Source organism: Psychroflexus halocasei (genome assembly GCF_900107595.1).
Classification (GTDB): domain Bacteria; phylum Bacteroidota; class Bacteroidia; order Flavobacteriales; family Flavobacteriaceae; genus Psychroflexus; species Psychroflexus halocasei.
This window is the reverse complement of the sequence record NZ_FNQF01000004.1, coordinates 223,269-238,824: the sequence shown is the minus strand read 5'-3', so window position 1 is coordinate 238,824 and position 15,556 is coordinate 223,269. Positions and strand designations below refer to the sequence as shown.

16 protein-coding genes are annotated in these 15,556 nt (G+C 32.2%); 7 read left to right on the top strand and 9 right to left on the bottom strand.

Annotated elements, in window-relative coordinates; genetic code table 11:
* Nucleotides 1-36 precede the first annotated feature (36 nt).
* Nucleotides 37-1,488, top strand: a complete 1,452-nt coding sequence (locus tag BLV84_RS06655) for a sodium:solute symporter family protein (RefSeq protein ID WP_093242029.1) — start codon at nt 37-39, stop codon at nt 1,486-1,488.
* Between the two features lie 96 nt (nt 1,489-1,584).
* On the opposite strand, the gene BLV84_RS06650 is transcribed toward BLV84_RS06655, so the two are convergent.
* Nucleotides 1,585-3,093, bottom strand: coding sequence for a succinate CoA transferase (locus tag BLV84_RS06650; protein WP_093242024.1), 1,509 nt, complete (start codon nt 3,091-3,093; stop codon nt 1,585-1,587).
* Nucleotides 3,094-3,265: 172 nt separating this feature from the next.
* Here BLV84_RS06650 and BLV84_RS06645 point away from each other — a divergent pair, with 172 nt between their 5' ends.
* The 4 genes from BLV84_RS06645 (at nt 3,266) to BLV84_RS06630 (ending at nt 5,808) form a co-directional block, all read left to right on the top strand.
* Complete coding sequence (locus tag BLV84_RS06645) at nt 3,266-4,072, top strand: helix-turn-helix domain-containing protein (RefSeq protein ID WP_093242019.1); 807 nt, start codon at nt 3,266-3,268, stop codon at nt 4,070-4,072.
* A 125-nt stretch (nt 4,073-4,197) separates the two neighbouring features.
* The gene (locus tag BLV84_RS06640) at nt 4,198-4,794 is read left to right on the top strand and encodes a SatD family protein (RefSeq protein WP_093242303.1); all 597 of its coding nucleotides are present in this window, start codon (nt 4,198-4,200) and stop codon (nt 4,792-4,794) included.
* Nucleotides 4,791-5,510: a DUF3307 domain-containing protein gene (locus BLV84_RS06635; RefSeq protein ID WP_093242014.1), complete on the top strand. Its 720-nt coding sequence runs from the start codon at nt 4,791-4,793 to the stop codon at nt 5,508-5,510. Before BLV84_RS06640 ends, BLV84_RS06635 begins: the two co-directional genes overlap by 4 nt.
* A gap of 1 nt (nt 5,511) precedes the next feature.
* Nucleotides 5,512-5,808, top strand: a complete 297-nt coding sequence (locus BLV84_RS06630; protein WP_093242010.1) for a hypothetical protein — start codon at nt 5,512-5,514, stop codon at nt 5,806-5,808.
* A gap of 21 nt (nt 5,809-5,829) precedes the next feature.
* Here the strand turns inward: BLV84_RS06630 and BLV84_RS06625 are convergent, their stop codons facing one another.
* Nucleotides 5,830-6,498, bottom strand: a complete 669-nt coding sequence (locus BLV84_RS06625) for a ZIP family metal transporter (protein ID WP_093242005.1) — start codon at nt 6,496-6,498, stop codon at nt 5,830-5,832.
* Nucleotides 6,499-6,654: 156 nt separating this feature from the next.
* Between BLV84_RS06625 and BLV84_RS06620 the strand changes: the two genes are divergently transcribed.
* Nucleotides 6,655-7,815, top strand: coding sequence for a THUMP domain-containing class I SAM-dependent RNA methyltransferase (locus BLV84_RS06620; protein ID WP_093242000.1), 1,161 nt, complete (start codon nt 6,655-6,657; stop codon nt 7,813-7,815).
* 12 nt (nt 7,816-7,827) lie between these two features.
* Here the strand turns inward: BLV84_RS06620 and BLV84_RS06615 are convergent, their stop codons facing one another.
* From BLV84_RS06615 to BLV84_RS06600, 4 genes are all read right to left on the bottom strand, one after another.
* A complete protein-coding gene (locus tag BLV84_RS06615) occupies nt 7,828-8,541 on the bottom strand; it encodes a DUF6048 family protein (protein WP_234953107.1) in 714 nt (237 codons plus the stop codon).
* A complete protein-coding gene (locus tag BLV84_RS06610) occupies nt 8,513-8,995 on the bottom strand; it encodes a DUF6452 family protein (protein ID WP_093241991.1) in 483 nt (160 codons plus the stop codon). The genes BLV84_RS06615 and BLV84_RS06610 overlap by 29 nt, the downstream gene beginning before the upstream one ends.
* A 4-nt stretch (nt 8,996-8,999) precedes the next feature.
* Entirely contained in the window at nt 9,000-10,412 is a 1,413-nt protein-coding gene (gene rlmD, locus BLV84_RS06605; protein WP_093241986.1) for a 23S rRNA (uracil(1939)-C(5))-methyltransferase RlmD, read from the bottom strand.
* A gap of 69 nt (nt 10,413-10,481) precedes the next feature.
* Nucleotides 10,482-11,921, bottom strand: coding sequence for an SLC13 family permease (locus BLV84_RS06600; RefSeq protein WP_093241981.1), 1,440 nt, complete (start codon nt 11,919-11,921; stop codon nt 10,482-10,484).
* A 300-nt stretch (nt 11,922-12,221) separates the two neighbouring features.
* Here BLV84_RS06600 and BLV84_RS06595 point away from each other — a divergent pair, with 300 nt between their 5' ends.
* Entirely contained in the window at nt 12,222-12,605 is a 384-nt protein-coding gene (locus tag BLV84_RS06595; protein ID WP_093241976.1) for a rhodanese-like domain-containing protein, read from the top strand.
* Nucleotides 12,606-12,689: 84 nt separating this feature from the next.
* Here the strand turns inward: BLV84_RS06595 and BLV84_RS06590 are convergent, their stop codons facing one another.
* From BLV84_RS06590 to BLV84_RS06580, 3 genes are all read right to left on the bottom strand, one after another.
* A complete protein-coding gene (locus BLV84_RS06590; protein ID WP_093241971.1) occupies nt 12,690-13,697 on the bottom strand; it encodes an ornithine cyclodeaminase in 1,008 nt (335 codons plus the stop codon).
* Between the two features lie 218 nt (nt 13,698-13,915).
* Entirely contained in the window at nt 13,916-14,458 is a 543-nt protein-coding gene (locus BLV84_RS06585) for an RNA polymerase sigma factor (RefSeq protein ID WP_093241967.1), read from the bottom strand.
* Nucleotides 14,459-14,464: 6 nt separating this feature from the next.
* Entirely contained in the window at nt 14,465-15,529 is a 1,065-nt protein-coding gene (locus BLV84_RS06580) for a glycosyltransferase (protein ID WP_093241963.1), read from the bottom strand.
* Between the last annotated feature and the right edge of the window lie 27 nt (nt 15,530-15,556).

Genomic DNA, 15,556 nt, shown 5'->3' with positions numbered 1-15,556 from the left:
TAAAAACGAAACCCAACCAAAACTATAAAGCTAACAATGCCAAATACAACACTTACAATTGTTTTTCTTTCCATCTATGTGTTTGCAATAATTGCTTTGGGCATTTGGAATAGAAAAAGTGAAAATAGTGAAGATTATTTTTTGGCATCGCGCCAACTTCCAGCATGGTTATTAGCGATCACATTTATCGCATCTTGGTGGGGCGGAGGTTCAGCGATTGATCTTGTAGATCACGCACATAAAAACGGGTTAAGTTCTTTCTGGATTTACGGTGTTCCTGTTTTAATCGCCACTGCTTTGATGTATGTTTTTGCAAAAGGCATCAGAAATATCGGAACAATATCTCAACCTCAATTGATGAAGGAACGCTACAATAGTAAGGTTGCATTGTTGCTGACGATATTCATTATTATTTTTATGATCATTGCTTCTGCCGTTCAGGTGATCGTTGTAGGTAAGTTTTTTCAAGCTTTCTTTGATATGAGTTATACAACTGGCTGTATTTTAGGGATTTTAATTGTGTTAACTTATTCTTTGTTTGGTGGATTTAAAGGTGTTGTTATAACTGACTTTTTACAATTTCTATTTTTCTTATTTACAGGCATATTTTTGTTTTATTACACTTATACAGAATCTGGCGGTATCGAAGCTGTTAAAGCTGTTGCGAATGCTAATGAAAAAGTAGGTTACACTTCTTTCTTTTCCAATGTGGCTGATAATTTAGCTTATGTAATTACTTTTGGAACATCATGGATGATTCAAGCCAATATTTGGCAGCGTATTTCGGCAGCTAAAAAAGCAACTGACGCCAAAAAAATGATGATCATTAGCTTTATTGCTTTTATCCCACTTTATTTAATGGTCACTTATACAGGAATGTTTTCTTCAGTGATGTTTGATACAGTTCCTAAAGCCGGTATTGTCCCTGAAATGATTAGTCAATTACCAAATTCCGTGATGAGTGCGATGATGTTTGTCGGACTTTGTGCAGCGATTATGTCTACAATGGATTCATTGATTAATACTGGCGCTTTGTCTTTAACTGTTGATATTTATAAAAATTATATCAATCCTAAAGCAAGTTCTAAGCTACAAGTTGTTATTGCGCGTTCATCCACTTTTTTAATGGGTGCAATCGCTTTATTATTTGCTTTAAAAATAAAATCAGTTTTAAAAATCTCTTGGATAGGTTCAGATTTCCTCACAAGTGGAGCTTTTGTTCCTTTGGTATTAGGTTTTGTATGGGCAAGGGGCACTTCAAAAGCTGCAATTGCATCAATGGTATTTGGGCTCTTATTTTCAAGTTATAATTTACTCGTCGCTTTAGATGTTGATTTGCCAGTTGCTTGGGAAATTGCTTCAGCAACGCAAGCTATTATTGGAATTTCAGTTTCTTTAGTCATTTATGTGAGTGTGAGTTTATTTTCTAAAGTTGATACAGAGCAAAGCAAAGCTTTTATTAAAAAAGCTGGAATTTTAAAATCATAATCGGTATTGAGATTAAACAAATAAAGCTGAGCAATTTTATAGATTGATCAGCTTTTAGCGTATGATAAATTATATTTTAGCTTTATAAACTGAATTTTAATGAATTGCAAATTCTTCAATTTTCATTGTGCCATGTGTTTTTAAATTAGTGTGCCAGCTTAATGTTTCCTCAAGAATATGAGGTGTATGTCCGCCCAATTTTGAAGCTTCTGTAAAATAATTCATCAACTGTTCTTTGTATTCTGGATGCGCACAATTTTCTATAATCACTTTCGCTCTTTCTATTGGTGCTAAACCTCTAATATCTGCCAAACCTTGTTCTGTGACTAAAATATCAACATCGTGTTCAGTGTGATCGGTGTGCGAAACCATAGGAACAATATGTGAAATTCGACCTTCTTTTGAAATCGAAGGACAAGCAAAAATACTGAGGTAGCCATTTCTTGCAAAATCTCCAGAACCACCAATACCATTCATCATTTTTGTACCAGTGATATGTGTTGAATTGACGTTGCCATAAATATCAAACTCAATAGCTGTGTTGATACCAATAACACCTAATCGGCTGATCACTTCAGCAGCATTACTGATGTTTTGTGGTCTTAAAAGTAGTTTGTCTTTATAGTCTTCAAAATTATTAAAGATCCTTTTCAAGCATTCTTCTGTTACTGTAATTGATGAAGCTGAAGCAAATAATAATTTACCAGAATCAAACAACTCAAAAGTACTGTCTTGAAGGACTTCAGAATACATTGTCAAGTCTTTGAATCTGCTGTTAACAAAGCCTGAGAGAATGGCATTTGCTGTTTTGCCAATGCCTGCTTGTAGAGGCAAAAGAGATTCTGTTAACCTGCCTTCATCAACTTCTTTTTCTAAAAACTGAAGAATATGATTAGAGATTGCTGTTGTTTTTTCATCAGGATCAGAAATAACAGCAGGACTGTCAGGAACTTCAGTAAACACAATGGCTGCAACTTTTTCAGGATCTATTTTGATGTATGGAACCCCGATTCTTGTTTCAGAGCGCAATACAGGAATAATATCACGATGAGGTTGTTTTTTTAAAAACTTGATGTCATGAATGCCCTCCAAACTTTCAGGAAATGTGGTGTTAATTTCGATGATAATTTTTTCTGCTTTATCTGCAAAAACAGGTGAGTTTCCAACTGATGATGTTGGTATAATAAAACCATCTTTAGTGATGGAAACAGCTTCAATAATTGCAACATCAATTTTGAAATTATCGACATGCTGAAGCATATCGGCAGTTTGACCTAAATGTTGATCAACGTAAAGAACTTCGTGACTATTGATGCTTTTTCTAAGTGTTGGATCTGCCTGAAAAGGCATTCGTTTGTGCAAAGCACCATTTTTAGCTAAGTCGGCATCGGTATTATATCCTAGTGAAGCGCCGCTTAACACGGTTACTTTTACATCTTCGGATAGTGCTCTTTTTGCGACATTTGGTAGAACAGCTTTGCTGTCACCTGCTTTTGTGAAACCGCTAACACCTAAAACATCATTATTTTTAATTAATAATGACGCTTTTTCTGGTGACTGAATCCTATCAAGATATGCTGTGTAATTAATTCTATTTTTTTTCATAATTGTATCTTTTAATAAATATTAATCCAATTTATTTTCAAATTGATTAATCTTTGGGATGTATTTTATGCATTTGCTAAAAAGCACTTCTGCAATTTATATAACATATTTGATGTCTACTTATTTAAGTAAGACATTAATTTATTAATTTAGTGCAAAACATTATTTTCTGATGAATAGTAAATATTATTTAACTGAAGTTGATAAACATCCGGCTAGTATTTATTGTTATTTCAACTTAAAAGGAGAAAGTTTTGTTGAATCACATCAACATCAAAAAGGACAGTTTTTGTATGCTGAAGGCGGCGTTGTTCATGTCAAAACAAATGTAGGTACTCATTATTTACCTGCACGACATTATATGTGGATTCCGCCTCGGGTTGAACATGCAATTTACCCAAGTTCATCAAATGTCGTCATGAAAAATTTATACTTTCCTATTGCTCATCAAGCTTTGAGTTTTTATAATAAAATAGGAATTTATCCTATTAATTCACTTTTAATTGAACTATTGCTTTTTACTAAAAATTGGCAAGGAGATGTTTTTCAAATTCAAAAAAATAAATATGTAATTGTCGATGCTTTTAGAGCTTTGCTTCAGCAAACGGCTTCTCAGTCTTTGCTTTTAGAATTACCACATCCCAAAGATCATCGCCTCAACCTGGTTATTAATTATTTGTCAGAACATATTTATGAAGAACACTTGCTGCCTCAGTTGGCATCAAAATTTAGCATGACTGATAAATCTTTGTATCGCTTATTTAAAAAGAACTTAAATATGTCCTTTATCAAATATTATACACAGTTGAGAATATTTAAATCTTTAGAACTTTTGATGAATCCAAACTATAATATTTCAGAAGTTGCGACGAGAGTTGGCTATCATAGTTTACCAACTTTTAGCAATACATTTCATAAAATTATGGGTAAAAGACCTTCAGAGTATAGGAAATCAAAACAGATTTATTTTGAGGATTAGCTTTATCTCCTGAAAATAGGATAACTATAATTATCTGCTTTTAAAGGGATATTTATAATTATCTGTTTTTAAGGGGATAAACTTGCCAGTTTTGTATGAATCAATTATATTTGATAAAAGCCTATATGATAGCTGTAATAACCGGTGATATTGTTAATTCAAAAAAAGATGATTCTCAAAATTGGTTGAATCTTCTTAAAAACACACTCAATCAATATGGGAGTGAGCCCCAAACTTGGGAAATTTATAGAGGTGATAGCTTTCAGTTATCTATAAATCCTGAGAAAGCTTTAATAGCTGCACTTCACATTAAATCAATGATAAAGCAAACTAAAATTCAAGATGTGAGATTAGCAATAGGTGTTGGCAGCGAAAAGCATAAATCTCAAAAAATAACAGAATCTAATGGTAGTGCTTACGTGAACTCTGGAGAGTGTTTTGAGAGTCTAAAGAAACAAACTTTAGCCATAAAAACAGATGATAAGGATTTAAACGAAGCCTTAAATATCATGTTGGATTTATCATTATTGACTGCTGATCATTGGAGCGTTGTTGTCTCAGAAGTGATTAAAACTGCAATCGAAAACCCTGATAAAAATCAAAGAGAATTAGCGGAATTACTTGCTAAATCTCAAAGTAATATTAGCGAAGCTTTAAAGAGAGGAGGTTTTGATGAAATAATGGCAATGAATCAATTTTACATGAAAAATATTTTAAAATGATAAGTATTTTACTCATCAAATTATTGATAGCTCATGTTTTGGGAGACTTTGTTTTTCAACCAAGTAAATGGGTAGAGGGCAAAAGAAAAAATACTTATAAATCTAAATACTTTTATTTTCATGGTCTAATCCATCTCTTTGCACTTATTGTTTTGTTGGGTTTTGATTGGTCATATTGGCTATCGATTTTAATCCTTGTCGGAAGTCATTTATTGATAGATTTGATTAAAATTAATTTAGATAAACGTTTAAATACAAGGTTGTTGTTTGCCATGGATCAAATACTTCACATCCTTGTTATTATTGGTGTTGTCTATATAAATGAACCTTTTGAGATTTCATTGAGAAAGATTAATTCACCTGAGATACTTTTATCAATTCTAGTGATTTTGTTCATCACTTTTGTGTCTTCAATTTTGATGAAGGTATTAATGGGTAAATGGGTAATGAAGGAAGATAAAACTTCGGACTCACTGAAAAACGCAGGTCAATATATTGGAGTTTTAGAGCGTCTTTTCATTTTTATATTCATTATTCTGGATCAATGGAGTGCAATTGGCCTATTAATAACAGCAAAATCTGTTTTTAGATTTAGTGATTTGTCAAGAGCTAAAGACAGAAAATTAACCGAGTATATTCTCATCGGAACATTGATGAGTTTTGGGATTGCTATAATAACTGGACTGTTATATTTATATCTGATAAAACAAATATAGCATGATAAAAACAAAAAGTATTTTTGATAAAATCGGTTTTTATTCCTGTTTACCAATTTTGATATATTTTTCTCTATTAGTTTTTATAAGTGATAAGCCTATTGAAGCAATTGATGTTGTCAGGTTTTTCGGAGAATTATTAAGCTTACCTTTTTTAGTAATTTTAATATTTAATTTTTTATATAGTCTTTATAAACTCATCAAAGAAAAATCAAAAATGTATTTTTTGATATTCAGTATTTCTTTAATAAATATCATGATGTTGAGCATCGCAACTTATTTAGATTTATCAATTTAAAAATGTCAATTTCTTTCTCTTTTAAATCAATAATGCAATGACGATTCCAAGAAGAATCATTCCAAATTTGGATAAATTGAATTTATGATCTTTCGAAGATTCAAATAAAATTGTGGTTGAAACATGCAGAAAAATTCCCACAACAAGAGCGTCAAAATAAATACTGTAAGTACTTATGAAATCAAAAGATTGTTGCATAAAAGCACCAAGTGGTGTCATTAAACCAAACAAAATCAAAAAGAAACTAATTTTTCCTTTACTCATTTCTGTTTTAAACAAAAAAGAAGCAATGATAATGGCAACAGGAACTTTATGAATAATAACGGCATACATTAAATGATGTCCATGATGTAAAGGCAAACCTTCTAAAAATGAATGTAAACATAAACTAACAAATAAAACCCAAGGGAAAGTTGTTTTGCTTTTATCAATATGCAAATGACCATGCTCGGCACCTCCTGATAAATACTCCAAAATAATCTGTAATAAAAGACCAATTAATATATAAAAGCCAACATCAGGGTTTCCGCTTTCATAAATACTGGGTAGAAACTCTAAAACAGTAATAGAAAGCAAAAAAGCACCACTAAAAGCCAGAAGTAAATTAACAGAAAAGTTTTTTTTATTGAGAAAGTAAGCAGCAATAAAGCCTATGCCTACAGCTATAACGGGTGGTAGAATAATATTCATCCAGAAGATTAAGTGTTTGAAAAAATGCGTGCAAAGATATTAATTAAATTTTTTCTATTTCTGTTGAACTTCATAAAATGAAAAAATTTATAAAGTATTATTTCTTAAATAGAAGGAAGATTAAAGATACAAATGTATTTTTGTGCAAAATTTATGATGATGGAAAACTTTTCAATGACCGCCAAGTCATTACACGGATTTGAATCTGTTTTGGCTAAAGAAATTAAGAATCTCGGCGGAATGAACGTGAAAGAAGGCGTGAGACACGTGAGTTTTGAAGGTGATACAGGCTTTATGTATAAAGCCAACCTTTGTTTAAGAACAGCGATTAGTATTCTTAAACCCATCAAATCTTTCAGAATTGAGAACGAGCAAGATTTTTATCAACGTTTGTATGAGTTTCCTTGGGAAGATTATATTGACAAAAATGGAAGCTTTGCCATTGATTCAACTGTTAACTCTGAAGTATTCAACCATTCGCGCTATGTTGTTTTTAGAGCAAAAGATGCGATTGTAGATAGGTTTAGAGATAAATTTTCAACCCGACCTAATATTGATACCAAAGAACCAGACTTTCGTTTAAACGTTCATATTGATCGTTTTCAATGCAACTTGAGCATCAATACTTCTGGTGAACCTCTTTTTAAAAGAAACTATAAATCTGCGACCAATATTGCTCCAATTAATGAAGTTCTTGCAGCAAGTTTGCTTTTAGCTTCTGGTTGGGATGGTCAATGTGATTTTCTTGACCCGATGTGTGGAAGTGGTACAATTGCGATCGAGGCAGCGATGATTGCTTGCCAAATTCCTGCAAACATTAACAGAGAAGATTTTGCTTTTATGAAATGGCCTGAATTTGATCGCTCTTTTTACGAAAAAATAAAAGCTTCAGCTTTAAAGAAAATCAGACCTTTTCACTTTAAAATTAAAGCTTATGATAAAGCGCCTTCAGCTGTAGAAAAAGCAATTCAGAATGTGAAAAACGCAAACCTTTCAGAGTTTATCGAAGTTGAAAGAAAAGACTTTTTTGAAACAGAAAAAGAAACAGAACGTCATTTGCACATGTTGTTCAATCCGCCTTACGGAGAACGTTTAGATATTGATATTCCTGAGTTTTATAGCAAAATAGGAGATACGCTTAAACAAGGCTATCCTGACACAACAGCTTGGTTTATCGCAGTAGTAGAGGGTGGAGCAATGAAGCATGTTGGCTTAAGACCATCACGGAAAATTAAAGTTTTTAACGCAAAACTTGAATCCCGATTATTGCGTTACGATATCTATAAAGGTTCAAAGAAAGCTAAAAAACAAGATTAATCATCTTGTTTTTTAGTCACTGTCTATTTTTTGAGATTTTGTTTTCGTAAATAGGGGTATCAAGTAACTGATAGTGTAACCCCAGCCAGCCCCTATGCTTGAACTATCATAAGTTCTGTGGAAACCTGGAATATAAAGATTATCAAAATTATGAAATTCAGTTGAAGAAACTCCTACTTTGAGTTGCACATGAGCACCGAGGTAGAGATTTCTGAGAACTTCAACACGTAATCCCGCTTTTAATTCAACCCAAGTCGCTGTCAGGTTATCAAATTTCTTTTCATCAACTCTGACATCTGGATCAAAATAATTTTGAGATGCTGAAATTGTATATTCTTTTAAAGTCTGATTAAAACTAGAAAAACCAACGCGGCCACCAACATAAATAATGTTTTGCATCCCAATCCAGTTTTGATAAACATTGTAATTAACACCAGCTTTGATATAGCTTCCATCAGCTGTCGAAACTAAATTTTTTTCGTTGTAAGTATGTTCTTCATTACCAATTTCAGCAGCGATATAGAGATCTTTTGTGAGACGATAATCACCAAATATTTCTATACCTTCATAATCATCATCTAAAAATGAACGCCCAAGTTTACTTAAATCGACGCCTAATGTTAAACCGTAACGTTCCTTATAAGTAATGGAATCTTGTGTTTGTGCAAAACTCATTTGACTTAAAAACAGGAAGCTACTAATGATATATATTGAGATGTGTTTCATTTTCATTATTGATATTTGATTCTTCCACTAAAACGCCTTTAATCCATTCATTTGAGTCGTTGACAAGTGTTCCTTGAAAGTCAAGATAAACAACTCTAAATCCACATGCGCGACTGACAAATTCATTGGTTCTTGCGTAATCAAAAATTAACCGGTCAACATTTGGACTATTAGATAAAGATTTTTGAATAAAATCATACTCAGTTATATTTTCGCTTGTCTTTAATGGTAGCTTGATTTCAGATGTTGTGTCAAAATCCAAAGTATCATTTCCAGGAGCAACAATTTTGAGTTTTGGAACATTTTTTAGAATTTCAGGATTAGAAACATCAAAAAACTGAATCACGAGTCGAGGTGTTTTTGGTGAATCTTCAGGGCAAATGTCATCACGCTCACACGCGCTAAAAAGCAGAAGCGTGATGATTGAAAAACATAAGTATTTAAATGCTTTCATATTTTTATTTTAAACTTAAACGAACTACATTCTCAACATGATGTGTTTGCGGAAACATGTCAACTGGTTGAACTTTGTCAACTTTATAAAGTGAATCTAGCAAAGCCAAATCTCTTGCTTGCGTAGCAGAATTACAGCTGACGTAAACAATTTTTTCTGGAGCTAATTTCAGAATTTGTGCAACAACATCAGCATGCATACCTTCACGTGGCGGATCGGTAATGATCACATTAGGTTGCCCGTTTTTAGCGATAAATTCATCAGTAAAAACTTTTCGCATATCACCTGCAAAAAAGCTTGTGTTATCAATTCCATTAGCTTTTGCATTTTCTTTAGCAGCTTCAATCGCATCGGGTACAGCTTCAATACCAACGACTTTTTTCGCTTTTTTGGCAACAAATTGAGCGATTGTTCCTGTCCCTGTATAGAGGTCATAAACCAATTCATCACCTTTTAAATCAGCGTAATCTCTTGTGATTTTGTAAAGTTCGTAGGCTTGTTCTGAATTTGTTTGATAGAAAGATTTAGCGGTAATCTTGAATTTCAAGCCTTCCATACTCTCAAAAATATGATCTCGACTAGCATAACAAACGATTTCTTGATCGTAAATTGTGTCATTCGCTTTTTGATTGATGACGTAAAGTAAAGAAGTTAGGTGAGGAAATTCATCTTTAATGTAATCAAGAAGTAATTCTCTTTCTTCTTTTAAATCATCATAAAACTGAATGAGAACCATCGTTTCACCAGTTGAAGTTGTTCTGATCATCATGGTCCTTAGCAAGCCTGTTTTATGGCGTGGATTGAAAAACTCAAGATTATTCTGATCAGCAAAGTCTCTTACCTTATTTCTTAAATCATTGCTAGGATCTGCTTGAAGATGGCATTTTTCAATATTTAAAATTTTATCCCACATACCAGGAATATGAAAACCAAGTGCATTTTTGTCATTGATGGTTTCTTCGCTGTTAATTTCATCTTCAGTGAGCCAACGGCTGTCGCTAAATGAAAATTCCATTTTATTTCTGTAGAAGTAAATCTCTTGACTTCCTAAAATTGGTTGTGTTTCAGGTAAATCTATTTTGCCAATTCGGTTGAGGTTTTCTTCAACTTCTTTTTGTTTATAAAAAAGTTGATGCTCATAAGCCATGTTTTGCCATTTGCAACCTCCGCAAACACCAAAATGCTGACAAACTGGCTCTGTTCTTTTATCTGAAGCTTTAACAATTTCAGTGGGTTTAGCCTGATAATAAGCTTTTCGTTTTTTATAAGTTTGTACATTGACAATATCGCCAGGGACAACCTTATCAATGATTAAGACACGACCATCAGGTGCTTTTCCAATACCTTTTCCTTTACTTCCTGCATCAATCACTTCAATATCTTCGAAGGATTTTCTTTTATTTTTCTTTCTTGCCATGCCGCAAAAATAAGGCATTGTTTGGATTTGCTGTTTTTTAGTGTAAAATTCTTTTTAAGCAAATGATATTTAAACAAATAATTGCAAGAGGAGTATCCATGAAATCACGATAATAGGGCCTAAAAATCCGATTAAAATACCACCAAACCTAAAGTCTGATTGTTGTAATTTTCCTGTACTGAATGCAATCGCATTAGGTGGTGTTGACACTGGGAGTAACAATGCACAAGAAGCGGTTAAAGCGATAATTAAAGGAATAATTTCATCTGAAATTCCTGGTAAAGCTGCCGTGACCGAAAGTGCTAAAGGCACCATAATAGTTGTTGTTGCTGTGTTACTCATAAAGTTTGAAAAAACAACACTAATGATGGCAAATACGAAAAGTAAAACGTAATAATTCAGAGACTCTAAATTGATAAAACTAATGAAGTAATCGGTTAAGCCTTGCTGTTGAACGGCAATACCAAGAGACAAACCTCCGGCAACTAGCATTAAGGTATCCCAAGGTAATTTTCGCATATCATCGGCATCGAGAATTCTGAACATTGTCAAACCAACAATCGGAATTCCAGAAACACCAGCAACAGGAATGCCTGTCCACTGCGAGGTTAACCAGAAAAGTAAACTGGTTAAAATAATAATGATTGTAATTCGAGTTTGTAATTTAGTGATTTCGTTTTTCTCGTTGTCGAGAGTGAGTTGTTGATTCGTGAGAAAATCAAGGGACAAATTACTTGTTTTAATTTTATATTTCTTGAGCAAAGCCTGCCAAAAGAATAAAATCAAGATCATGGCAACAGGAATACCAAACATCATCCACTCAAGAAAACTAATGCGGATGCCAATGCCATCTAAGGCTCCGACGGCAATGGCGTTAGGCGCAGAACCAATAATGGTTCCCATCCCGCCAATTGCTGCTGCAGAAGGAATACCAATCAACAAAGCTTTTGTCAATGGCGCTTTTTTGCCAAGTTTATAAATAATAGGAGAGATGCTCGCAATCATCATCGCTGTTGTCGCAGTATTACTCATCAACATGGATAAGAAAGCAGTAATGATCATTAATCCAAGTAATATATTTTTAGACTTATTTCCAAAATAAGGCACTGAAAATTTAAGTAAAGCAATATCAAGAGCCGTTTTTTTCATAGCTTCGGCTATAAAAAAACCACCTAAAAAGAGCCAAATCACAGAGTCTGACCATGTTTGAATATACTGTTTAACGTTTTCTGATTCGAGATTACTCATCGTAAAAACCAAATAACCAATGATGAGAATACCGACGGCAAAAGGCGGAATTGCTTCTGTTACCCACAAACCGATTGCAAATATAAGTATGAAAAGTACAGAACTCTGTGCTTCATCTAAAGAGGTTCCACTGATAAAATAATTTAAAACCAAAGCAATTAAAAAAGAAGCTACAAATTGTATAGATCTGCTTTTCCAGTTAATTGTCGAGTTAATTTTATTGAAAAACTTTCGCGAATATGATCTTGAGTCTTGATTCATTGTAAACTTAATATTATACCAAAATTAAATTTTATTTTAATCTAAAAACATGACTAAAGCCAGTTATTTTGCAATATGTTTTTTTAATGATATAAATTAAGACTATTTCAAAAAAAATACTGTCATTAAAATAAACATTGTCTTAACTTTTCATCAGCTATTAAATCTCTATTTTTGTTGATACAATATTTAGATAGAACATTAGGAAATTTAAAATCCTTTGCTGAAATACAATTGCATAAAACCATTGTTTAAATTTTATTTAAAACGACGTTATCAACCTGAAAAATTATAAAACCAATGAGAACTCTTATAACAATAGTCGCTTTTTTATCATTTGGACTTTTATCTGAAATCCAAGCACAGGAAAAACATGAAATTTTAAGTCCGCAAGAATTTTGTGATAAAATGAAATCGGATGATGTTCAGATTATCGATGTTAGAACTCCAAAAGAATACAAAAATGGACACATCAAAAATTCAACTTTAATCAATTTCTTTGATGATGATTTTAAAGAACAACTTAGCAAGTTACCTGAAGACAAAAAAATATTAGTGTATTGCCGTTCAGGAAACAGAAGTGGAAAAGCTTCTGAAATTCTTGAGAATTTAGGCTATAAAAATATTTACGATCTTAAAGGTGGCATGTTGCTTTGGGAAAAGGCAAAAACTGATTGTTATTAAATTTAAACTTGAAGAAGTTTTCACCATAAAAAAAGCTGTCTCAAATTAATGAGACAGCTTTTTTTGTAAATATCAAAATATAATTTATGACATTAATTGAAATAAATTTTTCACATCATCAAGTTCAGGAATAAAATTCATTTCAGTTCCTATGTTTAATTCTTTTGCTAAATCATAAGTTAATCTCAAAGCAGAGTAATCTTCGATAGCAAAACCAACAGAATCAAAAAGAATAGTTCCATGTGTTTCAACATTTACTTTCTTTTCTCCTCTCACAACTTCATATAACTCTGTACAAGTAAAGTCGTCAGCCAATTGTTGAATTTCACCTTCAATTTTACATTGCTCTAAAAATTCACATACAATAAAAGAAGATTCAACTAAATCTTTACCAATTTCAGTTTTTCCTGGGCAGTCTCCACCAATAGCATTGATGTAAACATCAGAAGTAATCATGTCTTTAGTTAAGATTGTTTGGTATCTTTTATCGGCAGTACAAACTGTGATAATGTCTGCACCTTGAACAGCTTCTTTTGCATTTTCGCAACGTGTTAGTTTCATGTCAAAACTTTTCATGTTACGCTCAAACTTGTCCATAGCCTTTGGATCAGTGTCAAAATAACGAACTTCCTCAAGCGGGAAGTATTCTTTAAAGGCTAAAAATTGGAATTCACTTTGCGCTCCAGTTCCGATCAATGTCAAAACTTTTGATTCTTTTTTTGCCATATACCTAGCAGCCATCACTGAGTTTGCAGCAGTTCTTAAGGCTGTTAATAATGTCATTTCTGTGTACATCAAAGGCGCACCAGTTGAAACCTCAGACAATTGTCCTGTCCCCATGACAGTCATATGGTTTTGCAATGGATTTTTAGGATGTCCATTAACATATTTAAAACTATATAATTTATCATTAGATATTGGCATTAATTCAATAACCCCATCCGGAACATGATTTGCAAGTCTAGGTGTTTTATCGAATGTTTCCCAGTTTGAATAATCTTCTTCTAAGGTTTTAATTAGTTTTTCATAGAATTTTGGGTATCCTATTGTACTAACCATTTTTTTAATATCCTCTATCTGTAAAGCTTTCATTTTGCGTAATTTAATTTATTTATTCAAGTGCAAAAATACGAAAAATTAATCCTTTTGAGTTAGTTTTAAGCTTTTTTAGGGTTTAAGAAAGAATATTATATGTTTTTTAAGATAAAATCCAAAAATATTTCAAACAGCTCTTACTTTAAGCGACTTAACTGTTTTTTTTAGATGATTTATTTAATTATAGGCTTATGAAATAATGATGAAGATATACGCTATTCAACTTTTTTGATGCTTTCAGCTAATAGTTTTTTTGCTCTTAAAAGTTTAACCTTAATATTGTTGATGGGTTGATTCAATTCTTCAGCAATGGCTTTATAACTCAACTCTTTGAAATATCTTAAATGAATCACTTCTTGATAATGAGGTTTGAGAGTTTTAATATGTCCAAGCAATTTTGATAAATTTTGCTCGGTAATTATTTTGTCTTCAACTGTGGGCTCAATGTCAGCGATTTGATATGCATTATCAGCATCAATATCAGATGTTTTGATGTTTTTTTTGCGATGTAAATCTATTTGAATATTTTTCGAAATCGTCAATAACCAAGTTTTGAAGTTATACTGTTCTTGATATTGATCTAACTTATCAAAAGCACGTGAAAATGTCTGGATACAAATTTCTTCTGTGTCATAGACATTTTGTGTACGCTTTAACTGAAAAGCATAAACGCTATCCCAATACTTATCAAGTAATTTTTTAAACGCAGTTTGATGACCTTCTTTTGCTTTTTTGATATTTATTTCGTCAGATGCCATTCTTACTTAAGACCAGAATTTAGGTTTGTAAAACAAGTTTTGTAAAATGATTAATGTTTGAAAGATAACTAAATTTAAATCCAATAACGGCCAATACCACTTAATTTCTTGCTGATTGTTCAGCTTGAGATGCTTCTTAAAAACAAATGATTTTATGATAATAAAAATCGCAATAATCCACAAAACTTTTAGAGAGTAGGATATTAAGAAGGTGCTTGCTAACCAGAATACCAACAAACTTAAACCATTTATGGAAAGTAAAATTTGATCTTTAAGTTTATAAGATGGAGCAGTGGTATAATGTCTTCTTTTTTGGCGCCACCAACTTTTAAGGTTTTGTTTACCTTGACTAAAGGTAAAACTTTCAGGTGAAGTTAAGATGTCAATATATTGTTGAGGTACACGCTGCACAAACATATCATCATCGCCTGAGGTCATTTTTTTATCAACTTCATATTGGCTATATTTTTGAAATATGTCTTTTGTAAAAGCCATATTTCGACCTAAGCCCATGTAAGCAATTCGGTTTTTAGCAAAACTTAAAAATTGAATTGCTGTCTGAAATGTTTCAATTTGGATTAATTGATTGACATAAGTTTTTTCCAAATAATATGGAGAAACACCTAAAATCATTTGCTTTTCTTGAGTGGTTTTACTCAGAAATAAACTGGCCCAATTTTCATTAGCAGGTTGGCAATCTGCATCAGTGACCAAAATATTTTCATATGTGGCAGCTTTAACGCCAGCAGTCAAAGCTTTTCTCTTTGACTTTTGCTTTGAGTTGAGATGAATACATTTTAATAGAGAATTTTTCTCTTGAAAATTTTTTAAAACTGAAAATGTAGCATCAGTCGAGTGATCATTTACAACAATAACTTCAAATGAAACTCCTTTTTGATTAAGAAGTGAGTTTAGATTTTTGTTTAAATTAAATGCTTCATTATGAGCACAAACGATAATGGAAATTCCTGAATTATCATTTTCTTTATAAACTTGACTTTTTGAAGTTAGCTTTGTTTTTAGAAAAAAGAGATTTAAGGCTATTTGATATAAAAAAGCCCCAATATACATGGTGAATAAAAAATTAAGCCACAAGAT

Bases quoted from the DNA above. Each gene is read 5' to 3' on its own strand.
- BLV84_RS06655 (WP_093242029.1), top strand. From the start codon at position 37: ATGCCAAATACAACACTTACAATTGTTTTTCTTTCCATCTATGTGTTT.
- BLV84_RS06650 (WP_093242024.1), bottom strand. From the start codon at position 3,093: ATGAAAAAAAATAGAATTAATTACACAGCATATCTTGATAGGATTCAG.
- BLV84_RS06645 (WP_093242019.1), top strand. From the start codon at position 3,266: ATGAATAGTAAATATTATTTAACTGAAGTTGATAAACATCCGGCTAGT.
- BLV84_RS06640 (WP_093242303.1), top strand. From the start codon at position 4,198: ATGATAGCTGTAATAACCGGTGATATTGTTAATTCAAAAAAAGATGAT.
- BLV84_RS06635 (WP_093242014.1), top strand. From the start codon at position 4,791: ATGATAAGTATTTTACTCATCAAATTATTGATAGCTCATGTTTTGGGA.
- BLV84_RS06630 (WP_093242010.1), top strand. From the start codon at position 5,512: ATGATAAAAACAAAAAGTATTTTTGATAAAATCGGTTTTTATTCCTGT.
- BLV84_RS06625 (WP_093242005.1), bottom strand. From the start codon at position 6,498: ATGAATATTATTCTACCACCCGTTATAGCTGTAGGCATAGGCTTTATT.
- BLV84_RS06620 (WP_093242000.1), top strand. From the start codon at position 6,655: ATGATGGAAAACTTTTCAATGACCGCCAAGTCATTACACGGATTTGAA.
- BLV84_RS06615 (WP_234953107.1), bottom strand. From the start codon at position 8,541: ATGAAACACATCTCAATATATATCATTAGTAGCTTCCTGTTTTTAAGT.
- BLV84_RS06610 (WP_093241991.1), bottom strand. From the start codon at position 8,995: ATGAAAGCATTTAAATACTTATGTTTTTCAATCATCACGCTTCTGCTT.
- rlmD (WP_093241986.1), bottom strand. From the start codon at position 10,412: ATGGCAAGAAAGAAAAATAAAAGAAAATCCTTCGAAGATATTGAAGTG.
- BLV84_RS06600 (WP_093241981.1), bottom strand. From the start codon at position 11,921: ATGAATCAAGACTCAAGATCATATTCGCGAAAGTTTTTCAATAAAATT.
- BLV84_RS06595 (WP_093241976.1), top strand. From the start codon at position 12,222: ATGAGAACTCTTATAACAATAGTCGCTTTTTTATCATTTGGACTTTTA.
- BLV84_RS06590 (WP_093241971.1), bottom strand. From the start codon at position 13,697: ATGAAAGCTTTACAGATAGAGGATATTAAAAAAATGGTTAGTACAATA.
- BLV84_RS06585 (WP_093241967.1), bottom strand. From the start codon at position 14,458: ATGGCATCTGACGAAATAAATATCAAAAAAGCAAAAGAAGGTCATCAA.
- BLV84_RS06580 (WP_093241963.1), bottom strand. From the start codon at position 15,529: ATGTATATTGGGGCTTTTTTATATCAAATAGCCTTAAATCTCTTTTTT.